Raw genomic sequence first — 23,532 nt, 5'->3', positions numbered from 1 at the left:
GAAACAAAATGAAATGCCCGGTTCACACCCGGGCATTTTTTAGTTCGCAAGATCGTATTTTCCCCAAACACCCTTGGCGCCGAGTTTGGCAATCAGCGCGTTATGGGCTCGCTGTTCGGCCTCGGTAAGACGGGCCGCGAGAGGCCGTGGCCGCTCAAGAGTGCCGATAATGATCTCCTCGACGATGATTTCCTGACCGGCCGAGCTGCTCGCTGTGTTTCCAAGCCCAAGTGCAGCCTGGCGACCGCCGATCATCTCGATATAGACATCGGCCAGCAATTCGGAGTCGAGAAGAGCGCCGTGCTTGGTTCGATGGGTGTTGTCAATACCATAGCGGCGGCAAAGCGCGTCGAGTGAATTTGGGCCCATCGGATGCTTGCGGCGCGCCATCGAAAGTGTGTCGAGCACACGGTCGGGTAAGATCGGAGGCAAATCGAGCCGGGCGAATTCCGCGTTTATGAAGCCCATATCAAATGTGGCGTTATGTGCGATCCACTTCGCATCGCCGAAGAAATCGATGATCTGCTGTGCGACATCGGCAAAAGAAGGCTTGTCCTTTAGAAACTCATCCGTGATGCCGTGGACAGCAAGCGCGTCCGGGTGCACTTTCTGGTCGCCCGGATTGATGTAGATGTGGATCGTGTTGCCGGTCGGGAAATGATTGAAAAGCTCGATGCCGCCGATCTCGATAATGCGGTCCACACGGTTATCCAGGCCCGTGGTTTCCGTATCGAAGATGATTTCACGCATTCAGGAAGTCTCCACTGGCGAGACGCCGCTTCAGGTCCGAGAGGATCTCCGCGACTCGTTTTCGAGCCGCTTCGATACTATGCCCCGTATCAATGACGTAATCCGCTCTTGCACGTTTTTCGACATCTGGCGTCTGGCGCGCAAGAATCATATTGAATTTTTCCACTGTCATCCCCGGCCGCGCAAGTACGCGTTCTCGCTGTATCTGTGGATCACAACTGACCACCACGATGACATCGACCCTCGTCTCGGCCCCGGTTTCAAACAACAGCGGAATATCGAGCAGTACCATCTCCGCGCCCCGCCGCCGCTCACGTTCGAGGAACGCCGCCTCACGCTTTCTCACGAGCGGGTGGACGATGGCTTCGAGGCGCTTGAACCCGTCAACACTTCCAGCCAGTTGGCGAGCTAATTCCTGGCGATCGACGGCCCCATCTTTCATGGTTCCGGGAAAGGCAGCGTCGACAAGTGGCGCCGCCTCCCCCTCATAGAGATCGTGAACGACGGCATCGGAATCATTCACAGGCACTCCTGCTTCCGCGAAGAGCTTTGCCATTGTTGATTTGCCCATTCCAATCGAGCCGGTCAGTCCGATCCGCAACATCAGTGCTTGTCCATGTCCCGGATAATGAGCGTTCGTAGCTTCTCATCGACATGGGGGCGATGCCCGAACCACTTCTCGAAGCCTGGAACAGCCTGATGCAACAGCATGCCAAGACCGTCGACAACGGCAAATCCTTGTTGTTCGGCTTGGACAAGAAAAGGCGTCTTCAGAGGGACGTAGACGACATCCGTCACAACTGCATCGGACAGCAGCGGCGAAAAGTCGATCACTGGTGCATCCTCACCGTCCATGCCCAGTGAAGTCGTGTTCACGAAAAGGCCGGCACCGTGCATGACTTCCGACAGAGCCGCCAACGAATGCGCGTTTACGCTCTGTCCGAAGCGATCTGACAATTCCTTGGCACGTTCAATCGTTCTGTTGACCAGATGAATTTCCTTGATGCCTCGATCGCGCAGCGCCTGGATGATCGACCGGCTCGCGCCACCGGCACCGAGGACCACAGCCGACTGGGCCTTGTCCCAGCCGGGATGCTTCTCATCAAGATTTGCAGTAAAGCCACGCCCATCCGTGTTCGTCGCCTTGAGCCGGCCCTCCTCCATCCAAAGCGTATTAGAGGCGCCAAGTTCTTCTGAAAGCGTGTCCGGATCATCGGCGAGTCTGAACGCCATCTCCTTGTGCGGGATGGTCACGTTACCACCGACAAAGCCCGACTCGCCGCTCTTTAATGAGGCAACAAAAGCCGGAAAATCGATCGGCGCAACTTCTTGGGCGCGGTATGATCCTGGCACTCCGAGTGTCTTCAGCCAGTAGCCATGAATGAGAGGTGACCGGGAGTGCTTGATAGGAAACCCCGTGACGAAGGCCCGCGGCCCAAATGTTTCACGTGAATCATCCATCAATCGCACCCAATTCTCTCAGCTTCTCCAACAACGGCAAAAGCGGCAACCCCAGGATTGTAAAATAGTCGCCATCAATCCGTGAAAACAATTGAAGCCCCTCTCCCTCGAGCTGGTAGGCGCCAACGCTCGCAAGCGCTTTCTCTCCGACGCGCTTCAGATGCCGTTGAATGAAGTCGGGGTCGAGCGAACGCATTGTAAGCTCTGCGTGTGAAACATGCTCCCAGACGATGTCACCGTCATAGGCAATCGCAATCGCGCTGTTCAGCCGGTGGGTCTTACCCGACAACATTAGAAGGTGGTTCGCGGCATCGGCCATGTCCCTAGGCTTGTGAAAGGTCTGTGAGCCGAGAGACATCGTTTGATCCGAGCCGATGACAAGGCAGGCCGGAAAACGGTCACTGACCTCCTTCGCTTTGGCCTTGGCGAGAACGAGCGCCACGGTATCCGGCGTTGCGCCATCTCGTGCAAGGGGCGCTTCGACTGCCCGCTCGTCGATCCGAGCTGCATGGGCCTCAAACGCCAGGCCAGCGTTGTGCATCAGCATATGGCGGAACGGACTGGAGGATGCGAGAACAAGTTTGGGTGTCATGAAGCCTCGAACAGATCTGGTGCCGCTGCGCTTAACGCAGCTTAGGACGGAGAGCAACAATTGCAGCCGCCGTCTCCTCGATGGAGCGGCGCGTCACGTCGATGAGTGGCCAATTGTGCCGGGCGCATAGCGATCGCGCGTATTTCAGCTCCTCTGATATGGCGGCTCGGTCAATATATTCCCCGCGATCAAAACCCGGTGTTGCCCCGAGGATACGGTTCTCGCGGACCTGAGAAATGCGGTCAGTCGTGGCGATCAGGCAGACAATCAAAGGCTTGGTCGCCGCGAACAAGGTTTCTGGAAGCGGTACACCGTAAACGATTGGGATATTGGCGGTCTTGATGCCGCGATTGGCAAGGTAGATGCTCGTCGGCGTTTTGGACGTCCGGCTGATGCCGATGATTATAACATCGGCATCGTTATAGTCGTCCGGCATCTGACCATCGTCATGATCCATCGTGAAGTTAAGTGCTTCGATGCGGGCGAAATAACCTGCGTTCATCACGTGCTGGGCGCCGACCCGCCGACGCGACGGTGCACCGAGATAGATCTGGAATGCGTTCATGACGGGTTCCAGCACGTTCACCGACGCAACACCCATCTCTGCGCAGCGTTGGTCAATGAAAGTCGCAAGCTCGCGGTCGACAATCGTGTAGAGAACGATACCCGGCTGGCTGTCGATGGATTGAAGAACCTGCAAAAGCTGCTTGCGATTGCGGACAAGCGGATAGACGTGCTCGATCGGCTGCGCGGACTTGAATTGAGCGGATGCCGCGCGTCCGGCGGAAATTAGCGTTTCTCCGGTCGAGTCAGAAATCAAATGCAGATGGAAGAAGTTCGTGCGGTTCTCCACGCTATTTTCCGTGGCCTGTTGAAAAGACTGGACAATGGAGAGCTAAGAGACCCGACGGCTGTTAGGCAAGGGAAAACATGCCACCTTATCCACAAATCGAATTTCAGGGGAGATGACAAACGCGACGTGTTGGTTCTGTGGATAGCTGCTGACAGTTCGAGCATGATCTATGTTTTTTCCACAGCTCGACCTCACCTGCAAGGCCTTTTATCCATTTGGAATAACTTGCCTTTTTCTAACTTTCCTCGATCTTATGCAAACAAACCGCCGCTCAATTGCTGCGAGCTTGGTAAGGCGCGACAAAAGGCTCCGGCGGTGGATGAATTTTAATCCTTGATAGGAACAGACTCTAAGAAATAGAAACGTTTTAAAATATCTTAGTTTTTTTATAGGGAAGAAGCGCGTGGTTGAAAGCCGCCGGAAAATCATGAGGGTCTTGGACGGCGAAACTCTCAGCCCTCCCCCAATCTGGCTGATGAGGCAGGCGGGACGATACCTTCCTGAGTACAGGGAGACGCGGGTGAAGGCCGGAAGTTTCCTTGATCTCTGTTATTCTCCTGAGCATGCTGTGGAGGTTACTCTCCAGCCCATTCGCCGCTACGGCTTTGATGCGGCCATTCTCTTCTCTGACATCCTGGTTATCCCGGATGCAATGAAGCGCAACGTTCGCTTCACAGAGGGGCACGGACCGGAGATGGATCCAATCGACGAAAGCGGAATCGATGGGATCAAGACAGATCATATCATTGACTACCTCAAACCTGTTCTCGAAACGGTAGAGCGCTTGCGGCGCGAGCTGCCTGCCGAGACGACCCTGCTTGGCTTCTGCGGTGCTCCGTGGACGGTTGCGACCTACATGATCGCCGGCCATGGCACACCCGACCAAGCTCCTGCACGTCTCTTTGCCTACAAGCATCCGAAGGCCTTCGAACATCTGCTTGCCGTCCTGGCAGAGGTTTCGGCCGACTATTTGGTTGCGCAGATCGATGCAGGTGCCGATGCGGTGCAGATTTTCGATTCCTGGGCAGGGGTTCTGGGGGAGCGGGAGTTTGAGGCATTCGCGGTGAAACCTGTTGCGCGGATGATCGCCTCCATCAAGGCGCGTCGGCCTGATGCTCGGGTCATCGCCTTCGCCAAGGGCGCCGGCTTCCTGCTGAAGGATTATCGCCGGAAAACGAAAGCGGATGCGATCGGGCTTGATTGGTCTGTGCCTCTGGATTTCGCCGTCGAGCTGCAAAAGGACGGAGCCGTACAGGGCAATCTCGATCCGATGCGGGTCGTTGCCGGCGGCTTGGCGCTCCGGGAGGGTATCAATGACATCCTTGAGAAGCTTGGTGACGGCCCGCTGATATTCAATCTCGGGCATGGCATTACGCCGCAGGCCGACCCTCAAAACGTTCAGCTGCTCGTCGAGCATGTCCGCGGCTGGAGGCGAGCTGATGGAAAAGCAGACTGACGACAAGCCCGGCGTCTATGCGCGTCGTCGCGCGCATTTCGCGATTCTGTTCTTCGCATTCCTGGCTGTTGGGCTATTTCTCTGGCATCCTGATGATCTCTATCTCTGGATCAAGGCGCTGCATATTATAGCGGTGATTTCTTGGATGGCCGGCCTCTTCTACATGCCGCGGCTGTTCATCTATCATACCGATGCGGAACCGGGTTCGACGCAGTCGGAGACCTTTAAGGTGATGGAGCGTCGCCTGCTCAAGGTAATCATGAATCCGGCGATGATGCTGACTTGGATCCTCGGTCTTTATCTCGCTTGGTCGCTTTATGGTTTTCACGGCGGATGGCTGCACGCGAAGTTAGGCCTCGTGGTGCTTCTGACTGGCATTCACCTGTTTTTCTCTCGTGCCGTCAAAACGTTCGAACGCGATGAAAACCGTAGATCGGCGCGTTATTGGCGTTTCATGAACGAGGCGCCCACCCTGTTGATGATAGCGATCGTCATTCTTGTCGTGGTCAAGCCGTTCTGAGGGAAGCGCCTTCGGTTAATTTGCTTCATTTTGAGGAGCCCTCTTGCGGTGGCGAACCTTACTCGCTATTTTCCCTTCACCTCATCCTTGTGGCATGTATGTAAAGTTTGATCGTCTGCGATCTTTTCGCAGTACCGATTACAGCCTCGACATCGCCTTCCCCCCTAGAATTTAAGAGTAATGGTCACTTCATGGCTGAAATGAAGCTTCAAGAACTTAAGAGTAAGTCCCCGACGGATCTGCTGGCATTCGCAGAATCGCTTGAGGTCGAAAATGCGAGCACGATGCGCAAACAGGAACTAATGTTTGCAATCCTTAAGGTGCTTGCCAGCCAGGATGTGGAGATCATCGGCGAAGGCGTTGTTGAAGTTCTCCAGGACGGCTTTGGCTTCCTGCGGTCCGCTAACGCGAACTATCTTCCAGGCCCGGACGATATCTATATCTCGCCGTCGCAGATCCGCCGGTTCTCGTTGAAGACCGGCGATACTGTCGAAGGCCCGATCCGCGGCCCCAAGGAAGGGGAGCGCTACTTCGCGCTGCTGAAGGTCAACACCATTAACTTCGACGATCCCGAAAAGATTCGTCACAAGGTCCATTTCGACAACCTGACACCGCTGTACCCGAACGAACGCTTCAGAATGGAATTGGACGTTCCGACTTCGAAGGATCTGTCGCCTCGGGTTATCGACCTTGTCGCGCCGCTTGGCAAAGGCCAACGTGGATTGATCGTCGCGCCGCCACGGACGGGCAAGACTGTTCTCCTCCAGAATATTGCGCACTCGATCACTGCGAACCATCCCGAGTGCTACCTGATTGTTCTTCTCATCGACGAACGCCCGGAAGAAGTCACGGACATGCAGCGTTCTGTCCGAGGCGAAGTCATCTCCTCTACCTTCGATGAACCGGCTGTGCGCCACGTCCAGGTAGCCGAAATGGTTATCGAGAAGGCGAAGCGTCTCGTTGAGCACGGCCGCGACGTCGTAATTCTACTCGATTCAATCACGCGTCTCGGCCGCGCCTACAACACTGTTGTCCCCTCCTCCGGTAAGGTGCTAACTGGTGGTGTCGATGCGAACGCCCTGCAGCGACCGAAGCGCTTCTTTGGCGCGGCGCGCAACATCGAAGAGGGTGGGTCGCTTACAATTATTGCGACGGCTCTTATCGATACCGGCAGCCGCATGGATGAAGTGATCTTTGAAGAGTTCAAGGGAACCGGCAACTCTGAAATCGTTCTCGATCGCAAGGTTGCCGATAAGCGCATCTTCCCTGCGATGGACATTCTGAAGTCTGGTACGCGTAAAGAAGACCTGCTGGTGCCGCGTCAGGATCTCCAGAAGATATTCGTACTGCGCCGCATCTTGGCTCCAATGGGAACAACCGATGCAATTGAGTTCCTAATCGACAAATTGAAGCAGACGAAGAATAACCCGGATTTCTTCGATTCAATGAACACGTGATCCTTAGCCGGATTCCTGGATGAAGCCGGTCACCGATGTGGCCGGCTTTGCTATTTCACCGAATATTCTCTTCAGCCTTGAACTGGAGAACGACGATGCTTTCCCACAAGGAAACGATATTCGCTCTATCGAGTGGCGCCGTTCCGGCTGGTCTCGCCGTCATGCGAATCAGCGGAAAGGACGTGCCGGCCGTTCTTGCCGCTCTCATTGGGGGCCTTCCTCCCCCACGGCGTGCGGCACTGCGGTCGATTCGGAGTCGTAACGGTCAGGTGATTGATACCGGCCTCGTCCTTCTCTTCCCGGCGCCGCATTCTTTTACCGGCGAAAATGTCGCGGAATTGCATCTTCATGGAGGTCGCGCAGTGGTCGAGGCCGTACATCGCGAACTCGCGGAATTTCCGAACCTGCGACCTGCCGCACCGGGGGAATTTTCGCGGCGAGCGTTTGAGAACGGAAAGCTTGATCTGATCGAGGCCGAGGGTTTGGCGGATCTTATTGCTGCCGAAACAGAGATGCAACGCCGCCTCGCGGTCGAGCAGAGCTCCGGAGGTCTATCTTCGATCTACTACGGTTGGTCCGACCGACTGACTCGTGCGCGTGCGCTGATCGAAGCTGAGCTGGATTTTCCCGATGAGGACGATGTCCCGGGTTCCGTCTCGGATCAGGTATGGGCGGATGTTTCGCGGCTGATAGAAGAGCTCGCCAGCCATCTCCAGCAGCTGGAGGCCGGGGAAATCATCCGTGATGGCTTCAAGGTCGTTATCGCAGGCAAGCCAAATGCTGGCAAGTCCAGCCTTATGAACGCCCTAGCCAAGCGCGATATAGCGATTGTCACCGAGATCGCTGGTACAACCCGCGATGTTCTGCAGGTTGACTTGAGTATGGACGGGTACCTTGTCAAACTCTACGATACTGCTGGTCTTCGGGACACCGATGAGGTGGTCGAACGTGAGGGTATTCGCCGTGCGGAGAAGATCATCACAGAGGCGGATCTCCTCATATTTATCGAAGACCTGTCGACAGATAGCGTGAGGGCGGAGCCTCCTAAAGGTGCGGTTTTGGTCGGTACTAAATCCGATCTTCCCCGCCGAAGCCTGAGGCAATACGATCTCGTCATCTCTACCAAGGACGGCGTAGGCCTGGACACGCTTCGAGGCCTAATCGTACAGCGTTTAAAGGCAAAAGTGCAGCCTCAATCGATGGCCATCCCGAGCCGCGCTCGCCACAGAGAGGCACTTTCGACATCATTAGCGGCCTTACAGGCATCCCTTATTGCCCCGAGCCGCGGTCTGGATTTGAGGGCCGAGGATCTTCGTGTCGCCAGTGATGCCTTAGGTCGCGTAACTGGACGCGTTGACGTCGAGAACCTGCTTGACGTGATCTTTGGCGAATTTTGTATCGGAAAATGATTCACGTGAAACATCCAATGCCGACCTCGTGCAGGTTTCACGTGAAACGCCTTGACTCGCCGAACGGCATCGCGCATCACCTGACGATCTCAGGAGCTTGAAGAATGGATACCTCACGGTTCGATGTCATTGTCATTGGTGGCGGGCATGCAGGATGTGAAGCCGCTGCCGCTGCCGCGCGTCTCGGAGCTAGGACGGCGCTGGTGACTCATCGACGTGACACCATCGGTGTCATGTCCTGCAATCCGGCAATTGGCGGGCTTGGTAAAGGTCACCTAGTTCGCGAAATCGATGCCATGGACGGGCTCATGGGTCGCGTCGCTGACGCGGCTGGCATTCAATTTCGTATGCTGAACCGGAAGAAGGGTCCAGCAGTGCGCGGCCCGCGCACGCAAGCAGATCGTAAGCTCTACCGGCAAGCAATGCTCGCGGACATTGAGAGCACCCAAAATCTCACCGTTGTCGAGGGCGACGCGTTTGACCTGTCCATAAAAACTGGCCGAGTTACAGCCGTCGTCATGAAAGATAGCCGGATTCTCTCATGCGGATCAGTCGTGTTGACGACCGGCACGTTTCTGCGGGGCCTCATTCATATCGGAGATAACAAGATTCCAGCCGGTCGTGTGGGCGAGGAGCCATCCGTTGGCCTCTCTCAAACGCTATTAAATCTTGGCCTGCGTCTCGGACGTCTGAAGACGGGAACGCCAGCGCGACTGGACGGAACGACCATTGATTGGCAGAGCGTCGGCCGTCAGGGCGCCGATGAAGATCCGATCCCCTTCTCCTTCATGACCGATCGTATTGTTAACCCGCAGATCGATTGCGGCGTTACACGCACTACGGAGGCGACCCACCGCATCATAATCGAGAACCTAAAGCGATCGGCCATGTATTCAGGTCAGATTGAAGGGGTTGGACCACGCTATTGCCCGTCGATCGAGGACAAGCTGGTGAAGTTCGGTGAGCGCGACGGACATCAGGTCTTTCTTGAGCCCGAAGGCCTTGAGGACAGTACAGTCTACCCCAACGGCATCTCGACGTCCCTGCCCGCCGAAATACAGGATGCTTTCATTCATACTATCCCTGGTCTTGAGCGGGCCCGAATTCTGCACCCGGGCTATGCGATTGAGTATGACCACGTCGATCCGCGCGAACTGAAGCCATCGCTTGAGGTTAAGAAGATGCCCGGGTTGTTCCTGGCTGGGCAGATCAACGGTACCACAGGCTACGAAGAGGCCGCGGCCCAGGGGTTGGTTGCAGGTATCAATGCTGCGCGTTCAGCGGGCGGTCAGGATGAGGTCTGCTTCAGCAGAACTGATTCTTACATCGGCGTGATGGTTGATGATCTGACCGCGCGGGGCGTTGCTGAGCCATATCGTATGTTTACATCCCGCGCGGAGTATCGATTGTCGCTCCGAGCGGATAACGCCGATGTTCGCCTGACACCTTTAGCGATTCAGATTGGTGGAGCTTCTGCGAAGCGGGGAGATCGTTTCCGCGCCTATAGCGATGCCTTGGCGGCAGGCCGCGCCAGACTATCATCGCTTTTCCTTACCCCCAGCGAAGCCGGCCACTTTGGTCTAAAGTTGAACCAGGACGGACAGCGTCGCTCCGCGTACGATCTTTTGTCTTACCCTGACTATAATATGGGGGATCTTAAGAGGATCTGGCCGGAGCTGGAAGAGATCGGCGACCGCGAGGCGGAAGCCTTGGAAATTGAAGCGAGCTATGCCGTCTACATGAAGCGGCAGTCCTTGGATATCCTCCATGTGAAGCGGGATGAAGATCGTTTGATACCGCCCGACTTCGATTTTAATGGCCTTTCCGGCCTGTCGAATGAGCTGAAGCAAAAGTTGTGCGGCGCTCGTCCCTACAATGTAGCGCAGGCAGCTAAGATAGACGGTATGACACCGGCCGCAATTTCGCTTTTACTTGTGCATTTGCGACGCGGCCCCATGGACGCGGCGGCGTCTGCCTAGCCGCCTCACTGCAATCTTCGAGAGTCTTACCATGCATCTAAACGGCCGGCGTGTTTCACGTGAAACACAGGAGCGTCTCGAGCACTTTGTGGCCCTTTTTCAGAAATGGGCCAAGTCGATCAATCTTTCGGCACCGTCGACGCTTGACGATGCATGGAGCCGCCACATTGCCGACTCTGCACAGATTTTTCAGTTGCAGCCAGCACCGCTCACCTGGGTTGACTTGGGCAGCGGCGGTGGTTTTCCGGGCATTGTGACGGCCATTATGCTGGCGGAACATGGCGATGGGTGGGTTCATCTAGTCGAGAGCAATCATAAAAAGGCAGCCTTTCTGAGAACGGCTCTTCGTGAGACAGGTGGAAGGGGCTCTATTCACGCCGTGCGGATTGAGGATGCACCATCGATCGTCCAACACTGCGACTTCGTTTCCGCGCGCGCTCTGGCCGACCTCGGAAAACTCTTCGCCTATGTCGAACCGTGGTCACAACGCAATGCAAATCTTCGGGCCTACTTTCACAAAGGCCGGGATTATCGGACAGAGATCCAGAAAGCGCATGGTGGCTGGAGATTCGATCTGTTAGAACATAAGAGTGCTGTTGAGAGGGATTCAGTTATCTTGGAATTCTTCAATCTCCGGCGTGCGTCTTAACAGATCGGGCTTTGGCTATGGCTGGCGAACGAAATCGTATAATCACCATTGCAAATCAGAAAGGCGGCGTCGGTAAGACCACGACCGCCATAAACTTGGCCACAGCCCTCGCTGCAATTGGCGAGCGCGTCTTGATCATCGACCTCGATCCTCAGGGAAATGCGAGCACCGGGCTTGGGATCGATCGTAAGCATCGGCGGCTATCTTCTTATGATCTATTGCTGGAAGACTACGGGATCGAGGAGGTCTCGCAGGAAACTGCTGTGCCAAACCTCTATATTGTTCCGTCGACGATGGACTTGCTCGGCATTGAGATGGAGATCGCTGGGCAAACCGATCGCGTCTTCAAGCTTAAGAAGGCGCTTTCTAAAGAAGAGGCTTTTCGGTTTTCCTATATTCTCGTTGACTGCCCACCGTCCTTCAATCTACTCACGATGAACGCCATGGCCGCCGCTCATTCAGTACTTGTGCCGCTGCAGTGCGAGTTTTTTGCATTGGAGGGGCTGAGCCAACTGCTAGAAACGGTTGATCAAGTCCGGCGCACTGTTAACCCCCGCTTGGACATTCAAGGCGTTGTTTTGACGATGTTCGATTCGCGCAACAACCTTGCGCAGCAGGTCGTCAATGATGTCCGCACTCATCTCGGGGAAAAGGTCTACCATACGTTGATTCCGCGAAATGTTCGAGTGTCAGAGGCACCCTCTTATGGCAAGCCGGCAATCCTCTATGATTTGAAATGTGCCGGTAGCCAGGCATACCTCCAGTTGGCGTCAGAGGTGATACAGCGCGAGCGCCAGCGCCTCGCGGCTTGATCCGAAGAATAGAATGGCGAGTTAGACATGAACGATGACGTCTCTAAAAGAAGACTTGGCCGCGGCCTAGCCGCATTGATCGGCGAGATGGACCAACCGATTCCGGTTGATGCCGCAAGACCAGATGTCAGCGCCGATCGGATGGTTCCGATTGAATTTGTCAGCCGCAATCCGCGCAATCCGCGACGCTCCTTCGATGATGGTGAGTTGCATGAGCTCGCCAGTTCGATTCGTCAGCATGGTATCGTGCAGCCCGTTGTGGTTCGGACGCTGAGGAATAACCAATTCGAGATCATAGCCGGCGAAAGGCGGTGGCGCGCCGCGCAGCTTGCGGGTCTGATCGAGATTCCTGTGATCGTTCGCGACGTTGATGACAGGACTGCTCTTGAAATTGCAATCGTCGAGAACGTTCAGCGTTCCGATCTGAACCCGCTTGAAGAGGCACTGGGGTACGAGCAATTGATGGCGGAGTATGGCTATACGCAGAACGACCTCGGCGAAATCATCGGAAAGAGCCGTAGTCATGTGGCGAATTCGCTCCGCCTTCTGAAGTTGCCTGAGCCGGTTCGGGACCTTTTGGCGGCCGGAAGTCTCTCGGCAGGACATGCCCGAGCCCTTGTGCCGACCTCGGACCCGACAGCGCTAGCCCGAGCGATTGTATCAAAGGGCATGTCAGTGCGCGACGCTGAGCGCTTGGCCCAGAATGACATCAAGGCTCAGTCCGAACCGAAAGCACTATCACATCAAAAGGACCAGAAGGATTCGGATACGCTTGCCTTGGAGCGCACGCTGTCGGATGCACTAGGCCTGGACGTGACGATTAACCACAAAGCAAGCGGTGGTCAGATCCGAATTTCCTATAAGTCGTTGGAACAATTGGAGGAAATCTGCCGGCTCCTTGAGCGTCGCTGAGTGGTTATGCTAACGACGCGCCGACTGGAGCGTCGTTGACAGCAGCGTCTGAAGTGCGATGCTGTCTTCCAGAGATGCGCGCTTTCGAGTCTGCAAGATTGCGGACTGCAGACGATTCGATTCTCTCGCCACCGCCTCCGCGGACCAGGTTCGCAGTGCTTGCTCGATAATCGGCTTTCTCCGGAAATGGAGATGACGACCCAGTGTCTGCATAACTTGCGCTGCCGGCACTCGCTTCTCTTCCATCTCTATCTTCATGGCGTCAAGCAGCTGAAATTGCTTAAGGCATGCTTGAATAACGAGAAACACGGCGGTCTTGGAGGATGTGATCTTCTGCATTGCGTGCAGGAAGCTGCTGGTATCGCCGCTCAGAACGGCATCAACGGCATCATCGATGGATATGGCGCTTGCATCGCCTATGATTTCCGCAACATGGTGTTCTTCGATTGTCGCCTTGTTGCGGCAATAGAGCGCGAGCTTACGCAACTCGTTGCGGGACGCGATGCGATCTCCACCTATGAGTTCCAAGAGGGCTTGGCGGGCCGCTGGCGTGATGCCAAGGCCAGCAGCGGTGAGTTCGCTATCTATCAAGCTGTTGAGCGCGCGAACATCGTCGGCATAGCAGGGGATCGCGACAATGTTACGAGCGGCCTCAACTGTCTTCCGGAGAAGAGAGCCCTTCTTGAGGTCACCGGCTTCGATAATAACCGCTGTTGCCTCCGGCACCTTGTCAGAAAGAAGTTGCAGGGAATCGACCAAGTATTTCTCGTTGGACGCTCCGCGGATCCAGATAAGCTTGTCTCCACCGAAAAGGCCGATCGACCCCGCCTCGTTTAAAAGACGCCCTTGATCGCGCTGCAAATCGGCAATGTCGAGCTTTATCAATGAGAAGGGATCATCGAGCGAAACGCCGGTCTTTCCGGCAATTAAGGCGGCGCGTTCTGAGACAAGACCGCGATCCGGTCCGTAGACGAGGAACAGCCGCCAGTTGCGGGCGGATCGCTCGAGGAAGCCTTCAAATTCGTGCGCCTTGATTTCCGCCACGCATCCGCTCCTCAGCGGCCGAGCGCGGCCGCTATATCAGCACCAACGAACTCTGCAGCCTGCCGTGCCGCGCGGTTTTCTGCGTCGCGTATTGCTCGCTGCTTAGCGAACTCCTGGGCCGGAAAGTCAATCAGCGCGGTCGCATAACGATTGCCTGCTTTGATGACGTGTCCATCCTTCGTCGACTTCAGGGTGTAGTCAACGCTAACAGTTGCGCGTCCAGCCAGCGATTCATCAGATCGTGCCACGAGCAGCGTGCTGATGACATTCGAGCGCACGCTCAGTTCGACTTTGTATTCTGGGTTCTCGGGCTCGCCGGCGCCGCGCGAAGCGATGAAGATCAGACGATTGCGAACTTCCTGCTCAACACGGCTCGTTGCTTCTGAGAAGCCGACAGACGTCAACTTGCCTGCGACCCCGGAGCCTTCGGAATACAGGGGGCGAACCTGGCAGGATGCGAGAAAAGCGGTGGATGCTAGGATTGCGGCAATGCCGGTGCCGCGCACCAGCTTAAAAGCGATATCAAACGACAATGTTCACAATCCTTTGTGGAACCACGATGATTTTCTTGGGCGTCTGACCGTTCAGCGCCTTCATGACGTCATCCAATGCGAGCACGGCCTCGGTAACAGCATTCTGATCTGCGTCGCGAGAAATTGTCAATTCGGCGCGCTTTTTACCGTTGATCTGAACCGGCAAGATCACATCGTTTTCAATGACGAGAGTGTCGTCATAAACTGGCCAATTGGTGTGTGCCAACAATCCGCCGTTACCCAAGGCCGCCCAGCATTCCTCAGCCAGATGTGGCGTCATCGGCGCGACCAGCTGGATAAGGATCTCTGCAGCATCGCGCACTGCGGCGCGATAGGCCTGATCGCCTTCGCCCGCAGCAACCTTTGTCAGCGGTGAAGCAAGTGCATTGACGAGCTCGTAGATCCTCGCGACAGCCTTGTTGAACCAGAGACGATCGTAATCGTTCTGGACTGCCTTCAAGGCTTTATGGGCGAACTGCGAAATCGCCTTAGCATCGCCATCCTTAGCCGGATTCGACAGAACATCGCGGAGATTTCCCGACGCCTCGGCGATCAGCCGCCACAATCGTTGCGTAAAGCGGTGGGCGCCCTCTACTCCTGCTTCCGACCAGATGACGTCACGTTCGGGCGGCGAGTCTGAGAGTACGAAGAAGCGTGCTGTGTCGGCGCCGTAAGAGGCAATGATATCGTCCGGATCAACGACATTTTTTTTCGACTTCGACATCTTCTCGATCGATCCGATCGCGACTTCTTCGCCGTCTGAGAGATGATAGGCGCGGCGCTTTCCGTCCAGTTCCTCAATGCGAATGTCTGCCGGTGCGACCCACTCGCGGCTCATGCCCGAGCCGCGGCTGTATGTTTCGTGCACGACCATGCCCTGCGTAAAGAGACCCTTGAAGGGCTCCTTTGCATCGACGTGGCCTGTTTCGCGCATCGCACGGGTGAAGAAACGTGAGTAGAGGAGGTGCAGAATCGCATGCTCGATACCGCCAATATACTGATCTACGGGCAGCCATCGATTGGCGGCACTCAGGTCAGTCGGCTTGTCTTCCCAAGGCGCAGTAAAGCGGGTGAAGTACCAGCTCGAATCGACAAACGTGTCCATCGTATCCGTTTCCCGACGCGCATCCTTGCCGCACTGGGGGCAGGCGACATGCCGCCAGGTCAGATGACGATCGAGCGGATTGCCGGGCTGGTCGAAGGTTACGTCCTCCGGGAGCTGTACCGGCAGGTCCTTCTTTGGAACGGGAACAACGCCGCAATCATCGCAATGGATCACGGGGATCGGGCAGCCCCAATAACGCTGGCGGGAGATACCCCAGTCACGCAAGCGGAAGTTCACCTTGCGCTCACCTTGGGGAGCGTTGCCGAGTGTCATTGATGACAGGCGGTCGGCAACGATCTCGAAAGCCTCACCTGTCGTTTTGCCGTCGAGGAACCTCGAATTGATCATTATGCCGTCGCCATCATAGGCAACGTCTCCGATACTGAAGGTCGCAGCGTCACCATCTGCTGGCATGACAACCGGAACCACAGGCAAGCCGTACTTGCGAGCAAAATCGAGGTCGCGCTGATCACCTGACGGGCAGCCGAAAATGGCACCGGTCCCGTAGTCCATAAGCACAAAGTTCGCGATGTAGACAGGCAATTCCCATGAAGGATCAAGCGGATGCTTTACGCGAATGCCAGTGTCGATGCCCTTCTTCTCCGCGGTCTCAAGCGCAGCAAGCGAGGTTCCGGCACGGCGGCACTCTTCGCAAAAAGCATCGATGGCCGGATTCGTCGCCGCGGCATCCTTTGCCAGCGGATGGTCGGCCGCGATCGCTAGGAAGGAGGCGCCAAACAGCGTGTCCGGACGGGTCGTGTAGACCTCGATCTCGGTTTCTCCAGCCGGAGCCGTAGCCTCAACGATCTCCCAGCGCAGCATCATGCCTTCCGAGCGACCGATCCAGTTCTTCTGCATCAATCGGACCTTTTCCGGCCATTGATCAAGCGTGTCCAATGCCTCGAGCAGATCCTGGCTGAAGTCAGTGATCTTGAAGAACCACTGAATCAATTCTCGCTGTTCGACCAATGCGCCCGAACGCCAACCGCGTCCGTCGATCACCTGTTCGTTGGCAAGAACAGTGTTGTCGACCGGATCCCAGTTCACCTTCGACTGCTTGCGATAGACGAGCCCCTTCTCGAGGAAATCCAGGAAAAGGCGCTGTTGATGCTGGTAGTAGGCGACATCGCAGGTTGCGAATTCGCGGCTCCAATCGAGCGAGAGGCCCATCGCCTTCAACTGCGACTTCATCGACGCGATATTCTGGTAGGTCCAGGATGCCGGATGCACGCCTCGCTCCATTGCCGCATTTTCAGCCGGCATGCCGAAGGCGTCCCAGCCCATGGGGTGCAGAACGTTGTAGCCGCGAGCGCGCTTGTAGCGGGCGACGACATCGCCCATCGCATAGTTCCGCACATGGCCCATGTGGATGCGGCCGGATGGATACGGAAACATCTCAAGGACGTAATACTTTTCGCGCGGATCGTCGTTATCAGTCTCGAAGACCTTCGCTTCATTCCATTTCTGCTGCCAGCGAGGTTCAGCATCGCGCGGGTTATAACGTTCGGTAGCCATGGTATTCGTATTTCCGAAAAATCAGGGGAAGTTGGTGGTGACCTTCACCATGAAACCACGGTAGCGTCAAGTTTTACGGGTGCCGCCAGCGTCCGATCTCAGCCTGCCCGCGACTATTTCCGACGTGTGGGCCTTGGCAAGCACAGCCCGGACGTTTAGTGCATTGCCATCTTCTCATGCGGTCATGTCGAGGCGATTGATGGAACTTGAAGAGCGATTGAACGACGTGCGCTCGCGCATCTCCGCGGCCGAGCAGCAGGGGGGACGGCCCAACGGTTCGGTTCAGCTTGTCGCGGTCTCAAAGACATTCGACGCAGACGCGATCCGCCCGGCGCTGCAAGCCGGGCAACGAGTCTTCGGGGAAAACAGAATTCAGGAAAGCCAGGGCAAGTGGCCCGAACTGAAATCCGAAACCTCGGGCATTGAACTCCATCTCATCGGCCCCTTGCAGTCGAACAAGGCCGCCGAGGCTGTCGCGCTGTTTGATGTCATTGAAACCGTCGATCGCGAAAAGATCGCTCGTGCGCTTGCGGACGAAATGAAGCGCCAAGCAAAAACCCCTCGCCTCTATGTTCAGGTAAATACCGGGCTTGAGCCACAAAAGGCAGGAATCGCCCCTGATGATACCGTGGAGTTCGTCGCATTTTGCCGAGACCAACTCGGTCTCGCAATTGAAGGCTTGATGTGTATTCCCCCGGTGGACGAAAATCCCGGTCCGCATTTCGCGTTGCTTGCAAGGCTCGCCAAGGCTTGCGGCATCGAGAAGCTCTCGATGGGAATGTCCGGCGACTATGAAACCGCGATTGCCTTTGGCGCGACCAGCGTTCGCGTTGGCTCTGCGATCTTCGGTACCCGCTGATACGCTCCTTTCGTCGGGCTTTTTCTCCTGCCGTGACTCTCCTAGATTGGTAGAATAACGCATGTCCTGGGGAGGAGCAGATGCAGGGAAGCTATCGCCAGACCTATGCCGGGTGGAAGGACGATCCGGAGGGTTTTTGGCGGGAGGCAGCGGCAGAAATCAGCTGGTTTAAGCCGCCGGACCAGGTCTTTTCGCGAGAAGGTGGCCCATACGGCCGTTGGTTCGCCGGCGGCGAAACCAATACCTGCTATAATTGTCTCGACCGCCATGTTCTGGCCGGCCGCGGTAACGATACCGCATTTATCTACGATAGTCCGATTAGCGATACCAAGGCTGCGTTTACCTATGGTGACGTCCTTGCCGAAGTAAGTGCCATTGCAGCGACTCTCCGGCAACGCGGAATAGCAAAGGGTGACCGCGTCATCATTTATATGCCGATGGTGCCGGAGGCGGTGTTCTCAATGCTTGCCTGTGCACGCATCGGTGCGGTCCATTCCGTCGTGTTCGGCGGCTTTGCGGCAAATGAGCTTGCCGCGCGTATCGACGATTCGGGAGCGAAACTCATCATCACCGCAAGTTGCGGCCTGGAGCCGGGACGGGTCGTGCCCTACAAGCCCTTGGTCGACCAGGCTATTGCGATCGCGAAGTTAAAGCCGCCCCATTGCCTTGTCCTGCAGAGGCCGCAGCTTGCAGCTGATCTTACAGCCGAACGCGACGAGGATTTCGAAACTGCCGTCGCAAGGAATCGTGGCGTGACTGTTGAGTGCATTTCCCTCCTGGCAACGGACGAGCTCTACATTCTCTACACCTCAGGTACCACGGGCCAACCAAAAGGGGTCGTGCGCGACAATGGCGGTCACATGGTGGCCCTCAATTGGTCGATGGCGAATATCTTCGGTATCAAGCAGGGCGAGGTGTTTTGGGCGGCTTCCGATATTGGTTGGGTCGTCGGCCACTCTTACATCGTTTATGCCCCGCTGTTGGCAGGCGCCACCAGCGTGATATTCGAAGGAAAGCCGGTGGGCACGCCGGATGCCGGCGTGTTCTGGCGCATCGCTTCAGAACATGATGTTCGCGTTCTCTTTACGGCACCTACCGCTTTTCGCGCCATTCGACGGGAGGATAGCGATGGTGTTCGCCTTAAGGCCTATACGATGCCGAATTTCCGTGCGCTGTTCCTTGCGGGCGAGCGCGCAGATCCCGAAACACTGCGATGGGCCGAGCGCATGCTTGATGTTCCCGTGATCGATCATTGGTGGCAAACGGAGACCGGATGGCCAATGGTGGCCAATCCGCTCGGTCTTGAGGTCCTGCCGGTGAAGCATGGCTCCCCATCGATGCCGATGCCCGGATACAGTATCCACGTTCTTGACGATGCCGGCCATTCGGTTGAGCCGGGGACGCTCGGCAATATCGTCGTCGAACTCCCCCTGCCCCCCGGTTGCCTTCCAACGCTATGGAATAGCGATGAGCGCTTCCGTTCAGCCTATCTGGAAGAATTTCCTGGCTACTATAAAACGGCGGACGCCGGCTATATCGACGAGGATGGCTATCTCTTCATCATGTCGCGGACCGACGACATCATCAACTGCGCTGGTCATCGACTGTCCACGGGAGCAATGGAGGAGGTCTGTGCGACGCATCCGGATGTTGCCGAATGCGCGGTGGTCGGAATTGCCGATCAGGTGAAGGGCCAGGTTCCTTGTGGCTTTCTTGTACTGAAGAAGAATGTTTCACGGGAAACATCGGCGATTGAAACTGAGGTCGTACAGCTCATCCGCGACGTGATCGGTCCGGTGGCGGCGTTCAAGACCGCGATTATCGTCGATCGCCTTCCCAAGACCCGCTCTGGCAAGATCTTGCGCGGCACCATCCAGAAGATCGCTGATGGCGTGCCGTGGAAAATGCCGGCAACGATCGACGATCCCACTATTCTGGAAGAGATTTCCGAAGCGCTGCGCACGCGTGGGTTCGGCTCCCTGCCGATGTAGGCGTAAACGAAAAGGCCCCGCTTACACAGGGCCTTGAGAGTCGTTCATCAAAGACAATCAAAATTGGTCGTCTTCGTCCTCGTCCTTCGGGGAGGACTTCAGAGACTTGAGCTTTGCGAAGACCGCATCGGCGTCGATTTCCTTCTCCTCTTCACGCTCATGGCCCGCAAGGCGTTCGGTTTCATGCGCAGATTGTAAGGTTGCCCCAAGCTCGGCTGCGGTCGGCAGAGGGCGGCCCTTTGCCGCCTTCTCGACTTCCATGTCGAGATCGATCTGGCTGCAAAGTCCGAGCGTTACCGGATCCATCGGCGTGAGATTGGCGGAATTCCAGTGGGTGCGTTCGCGAATCTGCTCGATCGTCGATTTTGTGGTGCCGACGAGGCGGGAAATCTGCGCATCCTTCAGTTCCGGATGATTGCGCACCAGCCAGAGAATGGCGTTCGGACGATCCTGGCGCTTCGAAACCGGTGTGTAGCGGGGGCCGCGGCGCTTGGATTCGGGCACGCGAACCTTGGGCTCGGAGAGCTTCAGCTTGTGCGCCGGGTTCTTTTCTGCGCGAGCGATTTCGTCGCGAGAAAGCTGGCCGGTTGCGATCGGATCGAGACCCTTGATGCCTTGCGCGGCTTCGCCGTCGGCAATTGCCTTCACTTCGAGCGGATGCAGTTTGCAGAATTGGGCGATCTGGTCGAATGACAGGGCTGTGTTGTCGACGAGCCAAATGGCAGTCGCCTTCGGCATGAGCAATTGTTGAGCCATGGATATAGTCCTTCTGTCGTCCGCGCCGGGGTCGCGGTCCGTGGATTGTCACCACAATGTCCGGGAAATATGGCGCTATATAACCGCAGTGACGCAGAATTGCAATTGATCAGGAATGGAAATGACCTTTGTCTAATTGCCGGGCAAACGCGACCTGCTATGAATGCCTAGAGCCACCCCGGACTGCTTCGTTCCGTCCGGTGTCCGAGTGAGGAGGAGTCCTATGTCCGAAAAGATCTACCCGGTGCAAAAGCCGGTGAAGAATCATGCACTTATCGATAAGGCCAAGTACGAGCAGTGGTACGAGGAAAGCGTCGAGAACCCTGATAAGTTCTGGGGCAAGCATGGCAAGCGGATCGATTGGTTCAAGCCCTACACGAAGGTCAAGAACACGTCGTTTACAGGCAGGGTCTCGATCAAGTGGTTCGAGGACGGGCAGACGAACGTTTCGTACAACTGTATCGACCGGCACCTGAAGACAAACGGCAATCAGACGGCCATCATCTTCGAGGGCGATAATCCCTACGTCGACAAGAAGATCACCTACAACGAGCTTTATGAGCATGTTTGCCGCATGGCGAATGTCATGAAGAAACACGGCGTCAAGAAGGGGGATCGTGTCACTATCTACATGCCGATGATCCCGGAGGCGGCGTACGCAATGCTTGCCTGCACACGCATCGGCGCGGTCCATTCAGTGGTGTTCGGAGGGTTTTCGCCGGAGGCCTTGGCTGGTCGTATCGTCGATTGCGAATCCACTTTCGTCATCACCTGCGACGAAGGGGTGCGCGGCGGCAAGCCCGTGTCGTTGAAGGACAATACCGACACGGCAATCCATATTGCAGCTCGTCAGCATGTCATCGTCGACAAGGTTCTCGTGGTGCGGCGTACCGGTGGCAAGACCGGCTGGGCGCCGGGCCGTGACCTCTGGTACCACCAGGAAATCGCTACGGTGAAGCCGGAGTGCCCGCCTGTGAGGATGAAGGCGGAGGATCCGCTGTTCATCCTCTACACATCCGGCTCGACGGGAAAGCCGAAGGGGGTCCTGCATACGACCGGCGGCTATCTCGTCTATGCGGCAATGACTCATGAGTACGTGTTCGACTACCACCCGGGTGATATATACTGGTGTACTGCCGACGTCGGTTGGGTGACCGGACACTCCTACATCGTCTACGGTCCGCTTGCGAACTGTGCAACGACGCTGATGTTTGAAGGCGTTCCGAATTTTCCGGACCAGGGAAGGTTCTGGGAAGTCATCGACAAGCATAAAGTCAACATCTTCTACACGGCACCGACGGCGATCCGGTCGCTGATGGGGGCTGGCGACCATTTCGTCACGCGCTCGTCGCGATCAAGCTTGCGCCTGCTCGGAACAGTTGGCGAGCCGATCAATCCGGAAGCTTGGGAATGGTATTACAGTGTCGTCGGCGACAAGCGCTGCCCTGTCATCGATACTTGGTGGCAGACGGAGACTGGTGGTCACATGATCACGCCGCTGCCGGGCGCGACGGATCTGAAGCCGGGGTCTGCTACGAAGCCGTTCTTTGGTGTGAAGCCGCAGCTGGTCGACAACGAAGGCAATGTGCTCGAGGGTGCGGCCGACGGAAACCTCTGCATTACCGACAGCTGGCCGGGGCAGATGCGCACGGTCTATGGCGATCACGAGCGCTTCATCCAGACTTACTTCTCGACCTACAAGGGCAAGTATTTCACTGGCGACGGCTGCCGACGGGATGAGGACGGCTACTATTGGATCACCGGTCGCGTCGATGACGTGTTGAACGTTTCTGGCCACCGCCTTGGTACTGCCGAAGTGGAATCAGCCCTCGTTTCGCACAACCTCGTCTCGGAAGCCGCCGTTGTCGGCTATCCGCATCCGATCAAGGGTCAGGGCATTTATTGCTATGTCACGCTGATGGCCGGTAATGAAGGTTCGGACGATTTGCGCCAGCAACTGGTCAAGCATGTCCGCAGCGAAATCGGCCCAATCGCTGCACCTGATAAAATTCAGTTTGCCCCGGGTCTTCCGAAAACTCGTTCGGGTAAGATCATGCGCCGCATCCTGCGCAAGATTGCCGAAGATGACTTTGGCTCTCTCGGCGACACGTCGACGCTCGCCGATCCCGCAGTCGTCGACGACCTGATCGCCAATCGCCAGAACAAGGCGACAGCGTAAGCAAAAGGAGCCGCCCCGAACGATTGGGGAGGCTTCAATTCTCTAGGGGGCAGGTTTACCCCGGCGTTTGCGAGAATGCGGCTGAAACATCTGTCGCCGGCAATCTGCGTCACCTGGATCCGGGTGATCCGGATGCCGGGGCTTCCAGGCGTAGCGATCGTCGTTCCTGTCTTACTTCAGCACAGCTGGAGTGCGTCCCAGGCGCATTCGATCCCGCATCCGAACGTAGACTTTTTTGGTTTGCTGCGGCCAAGGGCGCACTTTGACCAGCGAAGTGCCACTCTCGATCACTTTCAGGAATTCAGCGAATGCTGGTCCTTTATTTCGTCGCGAGCAACCGCATAAAGGTCCAGTGCGAGGAAGCAATCTTTCGCGAGAACGAATAAGGGAGCAATAGGGATGTTTACTTAGAAATCGATCGCTCTGCCGTTGATCTCCCAGTCCCCGAAACGGGAAGGATCTGCACCGCCGCGGCCACCTATCTCGGGCGGCATTTCTACTCGCTTCTCGTTCCGCCGACGCTCTTCGGCTTCGGCCAGTGCGCGCTTGGCAGCCGGCGTCAGCAACTTGCGATCAGCCTCGGCGGCCTCAGCCGCCTGGGTATCGTCGTTGTTACTTTCCGCTGCTTGCATCACGCGATTCCGTCCGAAAAATATTGAAAATGACTGGTGAATGACCAAATCATAGAGCGCCGGCGCCG

General features: G+C 56.5%; 21 protein-coding genes. 11 read left to right on the top strand and 10 right to left on the bottom strand.

Annotated elements, in window-relative coordinates:
* Positions 1-39: 39 nt before the first annotated feature.
* The 5 genes from dnaQ to BN77_RS03940 are packed head-to-tail and all read right to left on the bottom strand — an operon-like array spanning position 40 to position 3,656.
* Positions 40-750, bottom strand: a complete 711-nt coding sequence (gene dnaQ / locus BN77_RS03960; protein ID WP_007528705.1) for a DNA polymerase III subunit epsilon — start codon at positions 748-750, stop codon at positions 40-42.
* Positions 743-1,354 carry a dephospho-CoA kinase gene (gene coaE, locus BN77_RS03955; protein WP_007528703.1) on the bottom strand — a complete coding sequence of 204 codons (612 nt, stop codon included), beginning with the start codon at positions 1,352-1,354 and terminating at the stop codon, positions 743-745. The genes dnaQ and coaE overlap by 8 nt, the downstream gene beginning before the upstream one ends.
* Complete coding sequence (locus BN77_RS03950) at positions 1,354-2,211, bottom strand: shikimate dehydrogenase (protein WP_040676708.1); 858 nt, start codon at positions 2,209-2,211, stop codon at positions 1,354-1,356. The genes coaE and BN77_RS03950 overlap by 1 nt, the downstream gene beginning before the upstream one ends.
* A complete protein-coding gene (locus tag BN77_RS03945; RefSeq protein ID WP_007528699.1) occupies positions 2,204-2,803 on the bottom strand; it encodes a Maf-like protein in 600 nt (199 codons plus the stop codon). The genes BN77_RS03950 and BN77_RS03945 overlap by 8 nt, the downstream gene beginning before the upstream one ends.
* 31 nt (positions 2,804-2,834) lie before the next feature.
* Positions 2,835-3,656 (bottom strand): pyruvate, water dikinase regulatory protein, encoded by an 822-nt coding sequence (locus BN77_RS03940; RefSeq protein WP_007528697.1) that lies wholly within the window; start codon positions 3,654-3,656, stop codon positions 2,835-2,837.
* Positions 3,657-4,083: 427 nt separating this feature from the next.
* Here BN77_RS03940 and hemE point away from each other — a divergent pair, with 427 nt between their 5' ends.
* The 8 genes from hemE (at position 4,084) to BN77_RS03900 (ending at position 12,850) form a co-directional block, all read left to right on the top strand.
* Positions 4,084-5,112, top strand: coding sequence for a uroporphyrinogen decarboxylase (gene hemE / locus BN77_RS03935; RefSeq protein WP_040676705.1), 1,029 nt, complete (start codon positions 4,084-4,086; stop codon positions 5,110-5,112).
* Entirely contained in the window at positions 5,096-5,632 is a 537-nt protein-coding gene (gene hemJ, locus BN77_RS03930) for a protoporphyrinogen oxidase HemJ (RefSeq protein ID WP_007528693.1), read from the top strand. The genes hemE and hemJ overlap by 17 nt, the downstream gene beginning before the upstream one ends.
* Before the next feature lie 191 nt (positions 5,633-5,823).
* Complete coding sequence (gene rho, locus BN77_RS03925) at positions 5,824-7,089, top strand: transcription termination factor Rho (protein ID WP_007528691.1); 1,266 nt, start codon at positions 5,824-5,826, stop codon at positions 7,087-7,089.
* Positions 7,090-7,184: 95 nt separating this feature from the next.
* Entirely contained in the window at positions 7,185-8,498 is a 1,314-nt protein-coding gene (gene mnmE / locus BN77_RS03920) for a tRNA uridine-5-carboxymethylaminomethyl(34) synthesis GTPase MnmE (protein WP_007528689.1), read from the top strand.
* A 104-nt stretch (positions 8,499-8,602) separates the two neighbouring features.
* Complete coding sequence (gene mnmG / locus BN77_RS03915; RefSeq protein ID WP_007528687.1) at positions 8,603-10,477, top strand: tRNA uridine-5-carboxymethylaminomethyl(34) synthesis enzyme MnmG; 1,875 nt, start codon at positions 8,603-8,605, stop codon at positions 10,475-10,477.
* A 31-nt stretch (positions 10,478-10,508) separates the two neighbouring features.
* A complete protein-coding gene (gene rsmG, locus BN77_RS03910; RefSeq protein ID WP_007528685.1) occupies positions 10,509-11,126 on the top strand; it encodes a 16S rRNA (guanine(527)-N(7))-methyltransferase RsmG in 618 nt (205 codons plus the stop codon).
* A gap of 17 nt (positions 11,127-11,143) precedes the next feature.
* A complete protein-coding gene (locus BN77_RS03905; RefSeq protein WP_007528683.1) occupies positions 11,144-11,938 on the top strand; it encodes a ParA family protein in 795 nt (264 codons plus the stop codon).
* 27 nt (positions 11,939-11,965) lie between these two features.
* Positions 11,966-12,850, top strand: a complete 885-nt coding sequence (locus BN77_RS03900; protein WP_007528681.1) for a ParB/RepB/Spo0J family partition protein — start codon at positions 11,966-11,968, stop codon at positions 12,848-12,850.
* Between the two features lie 9 nt (positions 12,851-12,859).
* On the opposite strand, the gene holA is transcribed toward BN77_RS03900, so the two are convergent.
* The 3 genes from holA to leuS are packed head-to-tail and all read right to left on the bottom strand — an operon-like array spanning position 12,860 to position 17,047.
* On the bottom strand, positions 12,860-13,894 hold the full coding sequence (gene holA / locus BN77_RS03895) for a DNA polymerase III subunit delta (protein ID WP_007528679.1): 1,035 nt from the start codon (positions 13,892-13,894) through the stop codon (positions 12,860-12,862).
* An 11-nt stretch (positions 13,895-13,905) separates the two neighbouring features.
* Complete coding sequence (gene lptE / locus BN77_RS03890) at positions 13,906-14,427, bottom strand: LPS assembly lipoprotein LptE (RefSeq protein ID WP_007528677.1); 522 nt, start codon at positions 14,425-14,427, stop codon at positions 13,906-13,908.
* A complete protein-coding gene (leuS, locus tag BN77_RS03885; RefSeq protein WP_007528675.1) occupies positions 14,417-17,047 on the bottom strand; it encodes a leucine--tRNA ligase in 2,631 nt (876 codons plus the stop codon). The genes lptE and leuS overlap by 11 nt, the downstream gene beginning before the upstream one ends.
* 199 nt (positions 17,048-17,246) lie before the next feature.
* On the opposite strand from leuS, the gene BN77_RS03880 reads away from it, so the two are divergent.
* Both BN77_RS03880 and BN77_RS03875 read left to right on the top strand, forming a co-directional pair.
* On the top strand, positions 17,247-17,906 hold the full coding sequence (locus BN77_RS03880) for a YggS family pyridoxal phosphate-dependent enzyme (protein ID WP_007528674.1): 660 nt from the start codon (positions 17,247-17,249) through the stop codon (positions 17,904-17,906).
* A gap of 80 nt (positions 17,907-17,986) precedes the next feature.
* Complete coding sequence (locus BN77_RS03875; protein WP_007528672.1) at positions 17,987-19,897, top strand: propionyl-CoA synthetase; 1,911 nt, start codon at positions 17,987-17,989, stop codon at positions 19,895-19,897.
* A gap of 57 nt (positions 19,898-19,954) precedes the next feature.
* Here the strand turns inward: BN77_RS03875 and BN77_RS03870 are convergent, their stop codons facing one another.
* On the bottom strand, positions 19,955-20,653 hold the full coding sequence (locus BN77_RS03870) for a DUF1013 domain-containing protein (RefSeq protein ID WP_007528670.1): 699 nt from the start codon (positions 20,651-20,653) through the stop codon (positions 19,955-19,957).
* Between the two features lie 223 nt (positions 20,654-20,876).
* On the opposite strand from BN77_RS03870, the gene acs reads away from it, so the two are divergent.
* Positions 20,877-22,832: an acetate--CoA ligase gene (gene acs, locus BN77_RS03865; protein WP_007528668.1), complete on the top strand. Its 1,956-nt coding sequence runs from the start codon at positions 20,877-20,879 to the stop codon at positions 22,830-22,832.
* A 407-nt stretch (positions 22,833-23,239) separates the two neighbouring features.
* Here the strand turns inward: acs and BN77_RS03855 are convergent, their stop codons facing one another.
* The gene (locus BN77_RS03855) at positions 23,240-23,464 is read right to left on the bottom strand and encodes a DUF1674 domain-containing protein (RefSeq protein WP_007528664.1); all 225 of its coding nucleotides are present in this window, start codon (positions 23,462-23,464) and stop codon (positions 23,240-23,242) included.
* Positions 23,465-23,532 lie beyond the last annotated feature (68 nt).

This window comes from Rhizobium mesoamericanum STM3625, from assembly GCF_000312665.1.
Classification (GTDB): Bacteria; Pseudomonadota; Alphaproteobacteria; order Rhizobiales; family Rhizobiaceae; genus Rhizobium; species Rhizobium mesoamericanum.
The sequence above is the reverse complement of the archived record's forward strand: the minus strand, read 5'-3'. Positions and strand labels throughout refer to the sequence as shown.

Bases quoted from the DNA above. Each gene is read 5' to 3' on its own strand.
- dnaQ (WP_007528705.1), bottom strand. From the start codon at position 750: ATGCGTGAAATCATCTTCGATACGGAAACCACGGGCCTGGATAACCGT.
- coaE (WP_007528703.1), bottom strand. From the start codon at position 1,354: ATGTTGCGGATCGGACTGACCGGCTCGATTGGAATGGGCAAATCAACA.
- BN77_RS03950 (WP_040676708.1), bottom strand. From the start codon at position 2,211: ATGGATGATTCACGTGAAACATTTGGGCCGCGGGCCTTCGTCACGGGG.
- BN77_RS03945 (WP_007528699.1), bottom strand. From the start codon at position 2,803: ATGACACCCAAACTTGTTCTCGCATCCTCCAGTCCGTTCCGCCATATG.
- hemE (WP_040676705.1), top strand. From the start codon at position 4,084: ATGAGGGTCTTGGACGGCGAAACTCTCAGCCCTCCCCCAATCTGGCTG.
- hemJ (WP_007528693.1), top strand. From the start codon at position 5,096: ATGGAAAAGCAGACTGACGACAAGCCCGGCGTCTATGCGCGTCGTCGC.
- rho (WP_007528691.1), top strand. From the start codon at position 5,824: ATGGCTGAAATGAAGCTTCAAGAACTTAAGAGTAAGTCCCCGACGGAT.
- mnmE (WP_007528689.1), top strand. From the start codon at position 7,185: ATGCTTTCCCACAAGGAAACGATATTCGCTCTATCGAGTGGCGCCGTT.
- mnmG (WP_007528687.1), top strand. From the start codon at position 8,603: ATGGATACCTCACGGTTCGATGTCATTGTCATTGGTGGCGGGCATGCA.
- rsmG (WP_007528685.1), top strand. From the start codon at position 10,509: ATGCATCTAAACGGCCGGCGTGTTTCACGTGAAACACAGGAGCGTCTC.
- BN77_RS03905 (WP_007528683.1), top strand. From the start codon at position 11,144: ATGGCTGGCGAACGAAATCGTATAATCACCATTGCAAATCAGAAAGGC.
- BN77_RS03900 (WP_007528681.1), top strand. From the start codon at position 11,966: ATGAACGATGACGTCTCTAAAAGAAGACTTGGCCGCGGCCTAGCCGCA.
- leuS (WP_007528675.1), bottom strand. From the start codon at position 17,047: ATGGCTACCGAACGTTATAACCCGCGCGATGCTGAACCTCGCTGGCAG.
- BN77_RS03880 (WP_007528674.1), top strand. From the start codon at position 17,247: ATGGAACTTGAAGAGCGATTGAACGACGTGCGCTCGCGCATCTCCGCG.
- BN77_RS03875 (WP_007528672.1), top strand. From the start codon at position 17,987: ATGCAGGGAAGCTATCGCCAGACCTATGCCGGGTGGAAGGACGATCCG.
- BN77_RS03870 (WP_007528670.1), bottom strand. From the start codon at position 20,653: ATGGCTCAACAATTGCTCATGCCGAAGGCGACTGCCATTTGGCTCGTC.
- acs (WP_007528668.1), top strand. From the start codon at position 20,877: ATGTCCGAAAAGATCTACCCGGTGCAAAAGCCGGTGAAGAATCATGCA.
- BN77_RS03855 (WP_007528664.1), bottom strand. From the start codon at position 23,464: ATGCAAGCAGCGGAAAGTAACAACGACGATACCCAGGCGGCTGAGGCC.